Origin of the sequence: Ekhidna sp. (genome assembly GCF_039940915.1) — a bacterium.
Lineage (GTDB): Bacteria > Bacteroidota > Bacteroidia > Cytophagales > Cyclobacteriaceae > Ekhidna.
Genome location: NZ_JBDVFO010000002.1, coordinates 2,079,987 through 2,095,242 on the forward strand (window position 1 = coordinate 2,079,987; position 15,256 = coordinate 2,095,242).

Below are 15,256 nucleotides of genomic sequence, written 5' to 3' on the forward strand. Positions count from 1 at the left end.
TCCTTAGCTAACTTGGGTGTATGAAACCCACCATTAAATTTCTACTACTAGTTGCATTATCGTGGCCTCTTTTCCTCTTCGCGCAAACCAGCACTGATCATATTGACAAACTGATTCAAGACATTAGGTTTGAGGAGGCGCAAGCTGCAGCACAAAAAATTCTCGATCAAACTGACTCCAAAGAAAATATCTACGGAGAGGCGCTTTACTATCGGGGCATATGCAAATACAATCTCAGTGATTTGGATGGAGCGCGACAAGACTTTAATCAAGGGCTTAAGCTGGAAAACAAGTCCAGCGAAGCTTTGTTTTGGAAGGGTCTGGCCATTTTGCAGCATGAGAATCTCAATTATGACTCTGCGTTATACTTTTATGAAAATGCGCTAAACGCTACAGATGACACAGATCAATTTTACATTCAGCTACTTATCAATAAAGGCTTTCTTTTATCTGCAAAGGAGCAGTACCGAGCTGCAAGCGAGCTATACTTTCAAGCTAAAAAACTCTACGAAGAACAAAAATTTGATATCCCGTATCTACTGCAGCTTGTATATGGTTCCATCGGAGATTATTACCTGATAAAGAATGATTACAAAAATGCAGAGCGTAACTTAATGTTCGCTCTGGATATTGCCGAATCACTTTTCGACTCCAACCATCCCAGAATGTCTGAGCTTCATGGTTCACTGGGGCATGTTTACATTGGGCTTGAAAATCCAGAAAAAATCCTATACCACTTTGAGGCTGACTATCTCATTAGTAAGTACGGAAAGAAAAAGGGCTCCTATGATCTGATTGTTGCAAACAATGTTATGGGGATGTCCTTATTAAATGTCAAAAATTATCAGGCAGCACTTCCCTATCTCAAACTAGCCTACGATGACATGACAATATATTTTCCAACTTTTGACCTAGGTGTCCACATCGTAGGAATGAATGTGGGCATTACATACAATAAACTCAAAATGTACGATGAGGCAAAAAAGTACCTCGAAGAATCTATAGCGCTTGGTGTAAAATCAACCGGAGCAAAGTCACAAACAGTAACAGAAGCCACCGTTTACCTCTCATTCACCTATGAAGAAGCAGGCGACAATCAAAAAGCTCTTGAACTCTACACGGATGCTATTAATGCTATTGCATTGTTCAAGCCAGATGAACCTTTAAGTGTATATACCGAAGTAGTCGATATTGTGACAATATCATTTGTATTGGAAAACCGTGCTCGACTGTATTTGAAAATGTATCGTGATGAGCAAAATCGCAAATACCTTGATTTAGCTCAAAAAGATGCGCAACTCAATTTGGATATTCTTCACAAGTTTCAAGAGACCTTTTCTACCGAATCCCGTTCCTCCCTTTCTTTTGAGCTAGGCTATGGCTATTATATATCCTCCGATATTGACCTGCACTTATTTCGAGAAACAAATGATCAATCCTACCTCACCAACATCCTCAATTACTCCGAACGAAACAAAAGTGACTACCTCAGAACTAGTTTAAATCTTGAAGAAGCAAAAGCATTTGCTAACATACCATCTGAGCTTTTAGACCAAGAAAAGGAGCTGAAGATTCGTAAGGAAGGACTGAAAGCAAGAGTCATAACAGCAGAAAATAGTGGGGAAGAAGCAATTCCATGGGACTCGCTAGTCATGATCCAAAAAAGCATAGATTCCCTTGCCGATAAGCTAAGGGAGTACGTTGATCCATCGATTACTTACCAGGAAAAGAGTTTGACTGAATTGCAAAACCAACTCGATGACAATGAGGCCATAATGGAAATACTCTTTCAGGATGATATCCTGATTAACCTCCTCATTGCTAAAGATCAGGTACTTGTCAAGCGAGATTCCGCAAAAAATCTTACCGATCAGATTTTAACTTTTAGAGATGAAATTCAAGCCCTTTCAGAAATATTCACCACTCGGACGGCATTGACTGAGCTGTTACTCTCTGACCTGTCGAAACTATCTTCAAACATAAGGAAATTGAAAATTGTAAGAGATGGCTCATTACATTATTTGCCATTTGAACTTCTCGGTGAGGGCGAAAACTATCTACTAGAAAAATACGACATTACCTATGTCAATTATTTAAAAGAATCAACAGATTCAGCACCGTCAAACAATCGCTTGCTAAGCTATGCCCCTGATTTTACTTCTGATCAACTTGCATCGCTAGATCCAGTGAGAGGTGACTTAGCTTCTATACCTGGCGCTTTTGAAGAAATCAAATCTATTGAGTCCTTATTTGAAGGTGAATCTGTGAGTAGCGGATTAGCAACAGAAACAAGCTTCAAGTCAAAAGCCAAAGACTTTGGAATTATTCACATGGCCACTCATGCCATTGTTGATGATGCGAATCCGGAAATCTCAAGATTGGCATTTAACCTAACTGGCGATACACTCAATGATGGATACCTTCATGCGTACGAAATATTCAACATGGAGATTCCAGCCCATCTTGTGACATTGAGTGCTTGTAATACGGGCTATGGAAAAATTCAACGTGGAGAAGGTGTTATGTCACTTTCCAGAGCGTTTGCCTTTGCCGGAGTTCCTTCGACAGTCGTGAGTCTATGGCCAGCATCTGACAAGTCCACACCAGAGCTGATGAAATACTTCTATCAAAACTTAAAAGAAGGTCAAACAAAAGATGTAGCTCTCAACAATGCAAGGAAACAATACCTGGCTACTGCTCAAGGGAAAGCTCGTCATCCATTTTATTGGGGAGGATTCGTATTAATCGGGGATAATAGTTCCATTGAGGATAAGAGAAATCTTTTGGCGTACCTAATCCCTTCTATTTTGGTAATTGTAATGATCTTAACTGTATACCGTAGAAAGCAGAAAAGCAATCAAAGTTGAGCCAACAAGGCCTTAGATGTAGCGGCAAATTCAGATTGCCCGGCACTTAATTCTTCGAGTAATGGAATTGCTTTTTCCTTATTATCTGCCTTAATATGAATCAGTGCTATATACCAAACGGAAGCAGTCCCATAACTTGCATCTTCCAAATCAATCACTTCTTGCAAGTCTGAAAGTGCAAGCTTGTATTCTTTCACTTGAATATAAGAAACTCCTCGAAAGAAGTGATCTGGCGCCAGGAGAATCTCCAACTTGTTAAACTCTTCTATTGCTATCTGATAATCACCCGCATCATATGCTGCATATGCAAGCCCCCTATTCGAAAGATTTTCTTCGCTTCTAGTTGTTGTCAACTCATAATTAGGATATTGATCATAATACTGATCAAATAGTGACGCCTCCTCTTTTGTAAAGTAGAAAACTGAAGATGTGATAATAAAAATAGATGCTGCAATGCTGATGTATGTCGGATTAATCATTCTCTTTCTATTATTCCCTTCTTCAAAGCCAGCAATCTTTTTCCGAAGCTCTTTTCTTACAATTTCGTCTCTTAACCCCAATTCGTAAGCAAGCTCTTCTTTCTCTTCCGAGGAAAGGGATCGCTCAAAAGCTTGACGCTCAGGTTCAGTTAATTTTCCTTGAAGATACTTATTTCTTAACTCATCCATCTGCCAATGGTTTATTAACCTCAGACCTTAGTTTTTCTAAGCATCTTTTCTTGGTTGTTCTCGAGACACCCTCACTCTTATGTCCAAGAATATCTGCGATCTCACTCATCGATTTTTTTTCAAAATAAAACAGCTTTAGAATTTCCTTGCACGCATTCCCTAATCCATCAAAAAGCTTCCTTGTCTCATTCCTTGCCTGCGCATAAGCTTCCGCAGCATCTTCATCATTTGCTAGGAAGCGATAGTGCTCAGTCAAACCCTCCTCATGCTTCTCATCCCTATTTTGGATATCAAACTGTTGCCTCACTCGATTTTTCCCAATCCCAAAAAGGTAGGTCTTTAACGTACTGCCAACCTCCTCAATGCTACCATTCATTACCTTCTCAAAAAAGATCGTAATGGTATCTTGATAATGATCCAACGCATCGTTTTCAGAAATTCCAAACTTTCCGATGCTCCAGTTCACAAACTCCTTCCGGTACTTCAGATATAATCGTTCCATCGCCCTGGAATTTCCTCCACGGATATCTGCAAGCAGCTCCTTTTCACTTTTTCTAAAACTGACTTTCACTGGTTAGTCACCCAAACATGATTTTGTGAACACTGCACCAAATAAAAATAAAAAAATCTTTACCTGAGCCAGAAAGCGAATTCCATGACTCATCTAGCAAAAAAAGAAAAAGTCATGAAATGATGTTCACATTCTGAAAATGGCATGACTAAGGGTACGAACCAAAATCACAAAGTCATGACAAACGTCTTAGTTAAAAAAATCCTTTTGCTTGTATTCATGCTCTCAGCGATGAGTATGGCAAGCGCACAGTCCATTTCATATGGCTCCAAATTTGATTTAAGTTCTGGAGTCACTTTTGATGACAATTTCTTAGTCGGCTCTCAAATGAGCCTTCCTGCGGGAATGGCTTTCAGTAATGATGGCATGAAGATGTTTGTCGCAGGGAGTGGAGGAGTTCACGAATACGACCTTTCTTCACCATATCGTGCGGATCTCGCAACGTACCTTGAGTCGTCAGTAATCTCAGGAGACGAAAGTTTTATTACAGGCATTGCTCTAAGCAATGATGGACTGACCATGTTTATCGTCGGTGAAGGCGATGACGAGATAAATCAATACAGTCTGAACAGTCCTTTTACCCTTACGGCTGGTATTACCCATGATGGAATTTTTGATGTTTCTGGTCAAAATACTGCTCCTCTCGACGTGCAATTCAATCCGGACGGGACTAAAATGTTCATTACCGGCAGAGTGGGTGCTGATGTTGATCAGTATTCTCTGACAACTCCTTTTGATGTAACCGGAACCGTAACTCATGATGGTTCTTCTATTCTCCTCAGTTCTTTAGTTGGTCAGGCTTCAGGAATGGCCTTCAACAACGATGGATCAAAACTTTTCATTGTTGGTTTTTCCAACGATGAGGTGGTTCAGTTCTCCATGACAACACCCTACGATGTTACCTCAGGATTTACTGCGGATGGTGTCACATTTGATGTGTCGAACGAGGATGGATTACCTAGAGGAATCGCATTTAATAACACAGGAACAAGAATGTTTATCGTAGGTGACACAGGGAATGACATTAACCAATATAACCTTAACCCAGGATCATTCAAAGAGGCTGCTGCCAATGATGGATCTATTGGCAATACATTGGATATCTCCATTGATGGAGAAACGTTCGCACGTGCGGGGAGCCAATTGCTAAATGTAACTGACTACAATATTTCTGGGGTACCTGCTGGCCTTTCCGTAGCGATGGACGTAGCTGCTGATGGGTCTTTTGCAACGCTTTCTCTTATCGGAAATGCTCCAAATAATCAAGATGCTAACGATGTGAGCAGCCTCACGTTCACATTTAACAACTCCGCATTTGTTGGGGGTGATGCTTCGGCTGTTGCTAATGCCTCCTCTTCAAGCAGCGGTATTGGTGTAGACTTTAATGACAACAATCCAATCATTTCTTATGGTTTTGCATACGACTTACTAAATGGTGCCATTCAATCTGGGAATTTTGATGTGTCTTCACAGGAATCAACGCCTCAGGGAGTCACTTTTAGCGCTGATGGAATGAAAATGTACGTTGTAGGAAGAGAAGCTACCGAGGTTAATCAATACACCCTCACAAATTCTTTTGATATAAGTTCTGGTGTGTCATTTGATGGGAGTCCATTGGATATTTCTGGTGAGACGACAACCGCTAATGACCTAGGTTTTAGTTCCGATGGAACCACTCTGTTTATCGTAGATCAAAGTGCTCGTGAGATTGAGCAATACGCACTCACAACTCCCTGGGATATCACAGGTACGGTAACCAACACAGGAACACCTTTTGGTATTGTCTCTGAAGAAAGTGCCCCAAGTGGCATTGCATTTAACCCGTCTGGAACAAAGATGTTCATTGTTGGATTCAGTGGGGATGAAGTCAATCAATATTCGTTATCCAACCCCTTCGACGTTTCATCCGGAGTAAGTCATGATGGTATTTACAGCATTTCGTCACAAGAAGGAAATTCTTCATCGATCACATTCAGCATTGATGGAACAAAAATGATTATAACGGGAAGTAGTACAGATGATTACCATGTTTATTCACTTAATGCTCCTTATGACATTACTCAGAGCATAACATATGACGGAAGTTTGATTGGACCTTCAGGCACTCCTACAGGGTTGGCATTTAACGACTCTGGCAGCCGATTCTTTATGATAGATGACAATAGTGATGCTGTATATCAATACACGCTAAATACCGGATCGTTCTTTGAATCAGGGGCAAATGATGGCTCAGTTGTTAGTTCATTCACCATCACGATCGTGGATGATAAGTTTAGCAACTCGGGAGGATCACTGATCAATGGATTCGACTATAGCATTTTCGGATTGCCTACTGGCCTGACTCCCAATATGTCAGTTTCTGCCGATGGTCTATCCGTCACGTTCTCTTTTAGTGGAAATGCAAATAATCACCAGAACACCAATGACCTGGATGAAATACTCATGACATTCAATAATTCTGCGTTTGTTGGTGGTAATGCCTCTGTAGTTACCAATGCTTCCTCTGCCTCAACGAATTGGGGTATTGATTTCAGGGATAATAATGCTGAAATTATTTATGGTAATGCATATGATCTATCAGCTTCAATTGATAGTAACGTTGGTAGTGCAACTGGCACAGGATTTACACAAGGTTTTGATTTTAGCGCAGATGGAACCAAGCTATACATCATTGGAAGTACCAATGATAATATCATACAGTATACCCTTGCCAATCCTTACGATCTCACTGGCACACCGACAGCAAACGGTAGTCCAGTAAGTGTGGCAGCACAGGAAACCACTCCAACAGGCATTGCATTTAGCAATGATGGATTCAAAATGATCATCAGCGGAAGTGATGCAGACATGATCCAACAATATACGTTAAGTTCAGCGTTCGACATTACTTCTGGCATTACACCAGATGGAACTTCCATAAGTTTTAATGTTAACCCAAATGGAATTTGTTACAGTGCTGATGGATCTAAGCTGTTTGTAATCACTTCCAACAGTGTTTATCAATACGATCTTCCTACACCTTATGATATCTCAGATGCAGTTGTCTCTGGTGCTACATTCAATTTTTCCAGTGAAACCACTAGTGGTCAAGGATTGACATTTTCAAAAAATGGATCCAAGATGTTCATTTCTGGAAGTGGTGGTAGCTATCAATATTCATTGGATATCCCCTTTGAAATTTCCACCGGAGTAACCTTCGAGGTTGTAAGTGTCTCAGGTAATACCTCATATGATATCAAATTCAGTGAGAATGCCAAGAGCTACTTTACTCTTAATTCAAGTGGTGCATTTCAGCAGAATTTAATCCAAAATGGTTTTTCAGAAAACGCTGAAAATATTGGTTCTGTAGATGGATCCCTAAGGATATCACTTTTAGATGGGATCTTCAACAACGCCGGAGCAAGTCTCACTTATAATACCGATTATACAATTACCAGTCTTCCTGTGGGTTTAATTCCAAACCTAAATGTTGATGCGAACGGATTCGACGCAACACTAACTTTCAGCGGAAATGCAACCAATCATCAATATGTGAATAGTCTATCTGATCTTCAGTTCACATTTAACAATTCTGCTTTTAGCTCCGGAGATGCAACATCAGTAGTAAATGCCTCAAGTGCAAATAGTGATGCATCATTAACATTCCTTGACAATGTGCCAAGACTGGTAGTAGGAGATGCGTTTAACCTGAGTAACATTGAATCTGGTTTTTCTTCTTTCACTGTCAATAGCCAGGAAACCGTACCAACAGGATTTGCATTCAACAATGATGGAACAAAAGTCTATGTGATAGGTACTGTAAATCAAAACGTGAACGAGTACGAGCTATCCACCCCATACAGTATTAACACAGCTTCCTTCTCTGGAAACACTTTTAGTTTGGCAGCACAGGAAACAATTCCAACGGGGATAGTCTTCAATACAGATGGTTCCAAAATGTTTGTATGTGGCTATGGGACTGACCGCAAAGTCAATCAATACTCACTCTCCACTCCATTCGATATTACAACTGCAACACATGATGGGACCCATTTGAACGATTTTGGCAGCAATGGCAGCATTACTGGACTTTCGTTCAGTAGAAATGGAGACAAAATGTTCGTTATTGGAAACTCTAGTCAAGGTGTACGCCAATACTCGCTTGAAACACCGTATGAGATTACTAGTGGTGTGATCTTTGATGGAGCTGTTTCAATCACAGAAGAATCAGGTGAGAACGGTTTAGCTTTCAACTGGGATGGGAGTAAGCTATATGTAGTAGGAGCAACTACCGATGGGGTATATCAATATAGTCTGACCTCTCCATTTGACATTACCGCTGGAATTACTTACGATAATGTTTTCTTTGATATTCCTGCCCTTTCTGTTCCTCAAGACGTAGTTTTTGATGCATCGGGGACCAGAATCTACCTAATCGGTTCCACTTTCGATCGAATTCAGCAGCATACCTTGAGTGCTGGAAGTTTTACAGAAACGGCAGCCAACCAAGGAGCTGTGGATGGTAGTATAACCATTCAATTGGTAGATGACCAATTCTCTAATAGTGGAAGTACATTAGAACTAGATACCGACTTTACAATAAATGGGCTTCCCGACGGGCTTGTACCAGCGATCAATGTTGCCGGGGATGGTACATCTGCCACCCTTAATTTGACAGGGGGTGCAACAGAAAATCAGTCATCCGATAATGTGGGAAGCTTTGAGCTAGCATTTGAAAATACTGCTTTTGTCAATTCCAATGCAGTGGATGTCATCAATGCCATTGGAATAAATACACGTGTTGGAGTAGATTTCAGCAACAATAAGCGATTGAGCTATGGGAATGATTTCAACCTCACTGAAGGAGCCTCTTTCCAATTTACCTACGGTGTTTCTAGTCGTCAGCCAAATCCAACAGGAATGGTTTTCGGATCCGATGGGCTAAATATGTTCACCGTCGGGAGTGGTCCAGCAGAGATCAATAGGTTTACAATAAGTGAACCTTACAATGTAGTATCACAGGTTCAGGCTAATGGCACCTTTAACCTAAGTGCCTACGAGTCCTCACCAACTGGAATAGAATTCAGTGCTGATGGGTCGTCCATGTTTGTTGTGGGCTCAACTGGTATAATCAATGAGTTTAGTCTTACAACTCCATTTGTTATCCATACAGGAGTCTCTCATGTTGGAACCGTTCCTGGAGTAACTAATGCACAAGATATGAGATTCAGCTCCAACGGTAAGAAGCTCTATCTTTTAAGCTCTTCCAGTGACGTTGTTTTTCAATACAACCTGTCTGCTGCTTATGATGTGTCTAGCTTGGGTACTTCAGTAGCTTCATTTAGTGTAACCTCTCAGGAAGGCTTTCCTCAGGGATTGGCATTTAGTAACGATGGTTCTTCTATGTATGTTACTGGAAGCACAGGAATGGTTCATCAGTACTTTTTAAGTAATCCTTTCGATCTTTCCACTGGTGTAAGCTATGTGACCGCCTTTAATAGCGAAGAAGTAAGTACTGGTAGCAGTCTTGCTTTCGATGCTGATGGGAGTCAACTTTTTGTACTTGATCGTTTTGGACAGCAGGATATCAATGTTTACCGCATTACTTCAGATCGATTCATAGAAGGTGCAAGCAATGAGGGCGCAGTTGATGGATTCTTAAAGGTCAAAATAGCGGGTGATTCTTTTATTAACACGGGAAGTACTTTAAGTCATACGACAGACTATACCGTTACCAACCTTCCTTCCGGTCTTACTCCGGTTATGACAGTGGACTCCAATGGTGGCAGTGCTACTTTAACATTCTCTGGAACTGCTACAAACAATCAGGATGCTGATGACCTGGCTGAAGTAGATATTACATTCAACAACTCGGCATTTGTCAGTGGTGATGCCAGCGATATTGAAGGCATCAGCGATGCTTCCGGTGTGGGTATTGATTTTAGAGATAGCAAACCGGAAGTATTTTATGGTAATGGATTTAATATAGCAGATGCCTCTTACAGCTCCAAAGCAGTTGACATTCTTGCGATTGATAATCAGGCTACTTCAATCCGATTCAATGATGATGGAACCAAGCTTTTTATTCTTGGTAGGCAAACCAATTCCGTACACCAGTATAGCTTATCGTCTCCGTATGTAATTGACCAGGACATGACAAGCGATGGTGTTCCTTACGATATTTCTGGAGTCTTATCTGATATTTACAAGCTAAGTTTTAATGATGATGGAACCAAAATGTACGTCGTATCTAACAGCACAGACGATGTACATCAGTTTTCACTTACCACTCCATTTGACATCACTGGAACAGTAACCAATGATGGATCATTTGCCATTAGCGAAGATGGATTCCCAATCAGCGTTACATTCAATCAAGATGGTAGTAGGATGTTTGTTATTGGAACCTTCGGAGACAAAATACTCCAGTACAGCTTATCCACACCATATGATGTATTGAGTACAGTAGCTTTTGAAGGAGACTACAGTGTGAGAAACGAGGAACAATCTCCCAGTCGAATTCATTTCGCAGCGGGAGGCACCAGAATGCTCATCATAGGTAGCTTGGGAGATGAAGTAAACCAGTACAACCTCGCCGTTCCTTATGATATCACTTTTGGGGTCACCTTCGATACTAATTTCTCCATGAGCAGTGAAGATTTTGGCCCAACCGACTTTGTTTTTAACCCTGATGGTACAGTAATGCACATGCTTGGCCTTGGTTATGACAAGATTTACGAGTACAGTATAGATAAAGGAGGCTTTTATGAATCAAGTGAAAATGATGGCACTGTTTCAGGAAGTATGGAAATTTATCTGGTAGATGAAGCATTTACTAGCGCTGGGTCGATACTTTCAACTGGAGCGTATTCCCTTAGCAACTTACCAGCCGGGTTAAATCCCGATTTATCGGTCGCAGTAGATGGTCGGTCTGCTACACTCACGCTTAGTGGAGAAGCTACAAACAATCAGGATATCCATGATGTTGCAGGAATAGTTATTACGTTCAACAATTCAGCGTTTGTAGGAGGAAATGCTGCTTCGCTAGCAAATATTTCAGCGTTTGACACGGAAATCGGCATTGATTTTAGAGATAACAACCCTACCCTTTTCTATGGAGATCCGCTCAATATGGCCAATGCCACCTATCTGGCTACCCCTTATGATGTTTCGGCTCAGGATACCTATCCAACAGGTCTTACATTCAATACAGATGGGACCAGAATGTACATTGCGGGAGGAACAAATAGTCGTGTTTTCGAATACAGCTTGTCCATAGGATTTGACCTTTCAAGTACCGTAGCTTATACAGGTAATTCCTTTGATACGTCAGGCGAAACTGGGTCACCCGAAGACCTTTATCTGTCAGAAGATGGCACCCGATTATACGTGCTTGAGTCCAGCCTATATAATGTAGTTCAATATAATATTGCCACACCATTTGATCTTTCAACCGCATTCTATAGTGGCAACTCATTCAATGTGGAAGGACAAGATACTTCTCCCTATGGACTGACATTCAGTTCCGACGGAACAAAAATGTTGATAGGTGGATCAGACAATTCTTTCATCTATCAGTATGATCTATCTACAGCTTTCGATCTTTCAACAGTATCTTTCAATGGAGCATCCCTTAGTGTGGATAATTTAGAAAGTGGTCCGACAGGTGTTGTCTTCTCAGCAGATGGCCGTTATTTACTCGTTGTTGGTGATAGCGACGTTCGAGCAATCCGATTCACCTTGAATACTCCATTTGATATTTCTTCAGGAGCAACTCATGATGGGACCTTATTTGATTTAATCGATGATGGTCCTACGGGTGTTGGTATTTCTCCAGATGGTTCACAGATTTTCGTGACGACTTCCAATATTGGGGTTATAGAAAGTTATGAAATTAACATAGGAGGATTTAATGAAGCAGCTGCAAACGATGGTTCGGTTGAAGGCTCACTAAATATTTCAATAATGGATGAGTCGTTTACCAATGAAGGAGGAACATTTACGCATGGAGTAGATTATATGATCAATAATCTTCCTTCAGGTCTCACTCCTTCACTAAGTGTAGATGCAGAGGGTTATTCAGCGACGTTGACTTTGGCTGGGTCTGCCAGTCTTCATGGAGATGCTGAAGATATTGCTGGACTTGAGTTTACATTCAGCAACTCAGCGTTTGGAAATGGAGATGCAACAGCTGTTGCCAACACAACTAGTCATGATAGTGAAATAGGAATTGATTTCAGTCCATACACTGAAAACGACATTACCGCTTTTACCTTCACAGAAATAGATGGATCAGCCACCATTGATGCTGGGTTGCGTACAGTCATTGCGGCAGCAGTGGCAGGAACTGATATTTCAGCTATTATTCCAACTATTTCAGTATCTCAAAATGCTATGATCTCTCCAGATTCAGGTGTTGAGCAGGATTTCAGTTCTGCCGTAACCTATACGGTAACCGCTGAAAATGGGACTCAGCAAGATTGGGATGTAACGATCACAGAAGCACTCGTGGATCCAACAGATATCCTCTTATCTGCCAATGCAATTGATGAAAATTCAAGTGCAGGATCTGTGGTGGGCACGTTTTCCACAGTTGATGCAAGCTTTGATGAAACATTTACTTATGACCTGGTTTCGGGTGATGGTGACGATGACAACAGTGCTTTCCAATTTTCAGGTGGAGCAGAGCTGCTCACAGAATCGAGTTTCGATTTTGAAACAAAAAACAGCTACAACATCCGTGTTCAAACCAACGATGGAAATGGTGGCCTTTTTGAGAAGACGTTTGTAATCACAGTCAATGATGTCAACGAAGCACCAACCGATATTTCTTTAGGTAATGCAACGATTGATGAAAGTAATCCAGCAGGAACGTTGGTCGGCATGCTTGGGGTTACCGATGAGGACTTGACTGATAATCATACCTACTCACTCAAAAACGGTGTAATTGACAATGCCTCTTTTGACATCACTGGTGATGAACTAGTAACAGCAGTAGAGTTAGATTTTGAGACCAAAGATGCCTACACCATCGAAGTAATTGTAACAGATCAAGGAGGTTTGACCTTTGAAAAATCATTTGCAATTACGGTCAATGACTTACCAGCTCAAATCACTTCTGTTGTTTTGGACAACGATGCAATAGATGAAAATCAACCAAGCAATACCTTAATTGGCAGTTTATCCACTTTTGGAGAAGACCTTACTGGAAACTTCAACTATGACCTTGTCTCGGGAACTGGTGATGTAGATAACGGATCATTTTCCATCACAGGAGATCAGTTATTTGCATCTGCAAGTTTCGATTTCGAAACCAAGAATAGCTATAGTATTCGCGTTTCAACAGACGATGGCAATTTGTCGGAAGCGTTCGTCATCGCAATCCAAGTGAATGACGTTTCAGAGGCTCCCACTGATATCCAATTGAGTGCCAATTTGATTACAGAAAACAACTCAATCAATGATGTCATTGGGTCTCTGACAAGTACAGATGAGGATGCTGGTGAAACATTCACCTACGATCTGGTAGCTGGTGCTGGTGCTACGGACAATGCTTCTTTCGATGTTGTTGGAAGCGAGCTACTGGCAGTAGAAGTTTTCGATTTTGAAACCCAGTCAAGCTATTCCGTACGAATAGAAACCAACGATGGAAATGGCGGAACTTTTCAAAAAGCATTCATCATTTCAATTGATGATGAAAACGAAACAATCCTGGTGGTCAACCCGATTACAGATCAGAATCTTGATGAAGGTTTTGCTACGTTGGACATTGACCTAAGCACAGTGTTTAATGATCAAGATGGTGACGCACTAATCTATGACATATCTAGCTCCAACACTGATGTAGTGACCGTAAGTGAGGCTGCCGGAACGTTAACGATCACCGAAGTGGGCGCATTCGGAAGCTCTATCGTAACAGTAATTGCTGATGACGGATCAGGGATAACCACTTCTGACGAATTCACTGTTACAGTCAATAATGTAAATGATGCGCCAGCGGTAGCAAATGCGACAGCCGATCAAACTTTCGATGAAGGATTTGCATCAGCAGACATTGACTTGTCTACTACCTTCTCCGATGAGGATGGAGATACAGTAACACCTACTGCAGTAAGTAGCGATGAAAATGTGGTGACTGTGAGTGTCACTGGAAACACATTGACTATTGCTGAAGTCGGAAATGGTACAAGTACCATCACCCTTACAGGTAGTGATGGAAATGGAGCATCAGTAACCGATGAGTTCACTGTTACAGTCAATAATGTAAATGATGCGCCTGTGGTAGCAAATGCGACAGCCGATCAAACTTTCGATGAAGGATTTGCATCTGCAGACATTGACTTGTCTACTACCTTCTCCGATGAGGATGGAGATACGGTAACGCCTACTGCAGTAAGTAGTGATGAAAATGTGGTGACTGTGAGTGTCACTGGAAACACATTGACTATTGCTGAAGTCGGAAATGGTACAAGTACCATCACCCTTACAGGTAATGATGGAAATGGAGCATCAGTAACCGATGAGTTCATTGTTACAGTCAACAATATAAATGAGGCACCCATCGTAGCAAATCCATTTCAAGATGGTTTCGGTGGCGAAGAAGGTTTTGGTTCAGCGCAGGTGAGCTATGCAAACGTATTCTCTGATCCGGACGGTGACGAGCTTACAATCTCAGTGACAAATAGTGATGACAATGTAGTAACTGTTCAGCTCATCTCGAATGAGCAGATTGAGCTTACTGAAGTCGGCATTGGCATAAGCACCATTACCGTGACGGCCACTGATGAAAGCGGTGAAACGGTAAGTGATTCATTCACTTTCACCGTCACCGAGGCACCGCTAGGATTCGAAGATGAAATCAAAATTGAGGTGTACCCAAATCCTGTGGTGGATGTAGTAAACATCAATTCTAGTGAAGAGATGAACATTCAGCTCACTGACTTGAAAGGACGGTCAATCAAGTCTGATGAGGGACGATCTGTGCAAATGAATTTGAGCGAACTCAATTCTGGGGTTTACATCCTAAGAATAACAAATGGTGAGTCTACCACCTATAGACGAATCATAAAGGCAAACTAAGGCAGCATTAGCTATGGCTATTGCATTAGGGCGGCTCGAGGAGTCGCCCTTTTTTATGCGCTAATGAACCAAAGAATCGATGCCTGGATTTG

4 protein-coding genes are annotated in these 15,256 nt (G+C 41.3%); 2 read left to right on the forward strand and 2 right to left on the reverse strand.

The features are described from left to right. Positions 1-20 precede the first annotated feature (20 nt). Entirely contained in the window at positions 21-2,867 is a 2,847-nt protein-coding gene (locus tag ABJF57_RS14355) for a CHAT domain-containing protein (protein WP_462230262.1), read from the forward strand. Here ABJF57_RS14355 and ABJF57_RS14360 read toward each other — a convergent pair. Both ABJF57_RS14360 and ABJF57_RS14365 read right to left on the reverse strand, forming a co-directional pair. Continuing rightward, entirely contained in the window at positions 2,858-3,535 is a 678-nt protein-coding gene (locus ABJF57_RS14360) for a tetratricopeptide repeat protein (RefSeq protein WP_462230264.1), read from the reverse strand. The two genes, ABJF57_RS14355 and ABJF57_RS14360, sit on opposite strands and share 10 nt — an antisense overlap. Then, positions 3,528-4,106, reverse strand: coding sequence for an RNA polymerase sigma factor (locus ABJF57_RS14365; protein ID WP_462230266.1), 579 nt, complete (start codon positions 4,104-4,106; stop codon positions 3,528-3,530). The genes ABJF57_RS14360 and ABJF57_RS14365 overlap by 8 nt, the downstream gene beginning before the upstream one ends. A 177-nt stretch (positions 4,107-4,283) precedes the next feature. On the opposite strand from ABJF57_RS14365, the gene ABJF57_RS14370 reads away from it, so the two are divergent. After that, positions 4,284-15,164, forward strand: a complete 10,881-nt coding sequence (locus tag ABJF57_RS14370) for a cadherin domain-containing protein (protein WP_462230268.1) — start codon at positions 4,284-4,286, stop codon at positions 15,162-15,164. Positions 15,165-15,256 lie beyond the last annotated feature (92 nt).

Coding starts and splice junctions, on each gene's coding strand:
- ABJF57_RS14355 (WP_462230262.1), top strand. CDS start 21: ATGAAACCCACCATTAAATTTCTACTACTAGTTGCATTATCGTGGCCT.
- ABJF57_RS14360 (WP_462230264.1), bottom strand. CDS start 3,535: ATGGATGAGTTAAGAAATAAGTATCTTCAAGGAAAATTAACTGAACCT.
- ABJF57_RS14370 (WP_462230268.1), top strand. CDS start 4,284: ATGACAAACGTCTTAGTTAAAAAAATCCTTTTGCTTGTATTCATGCTC.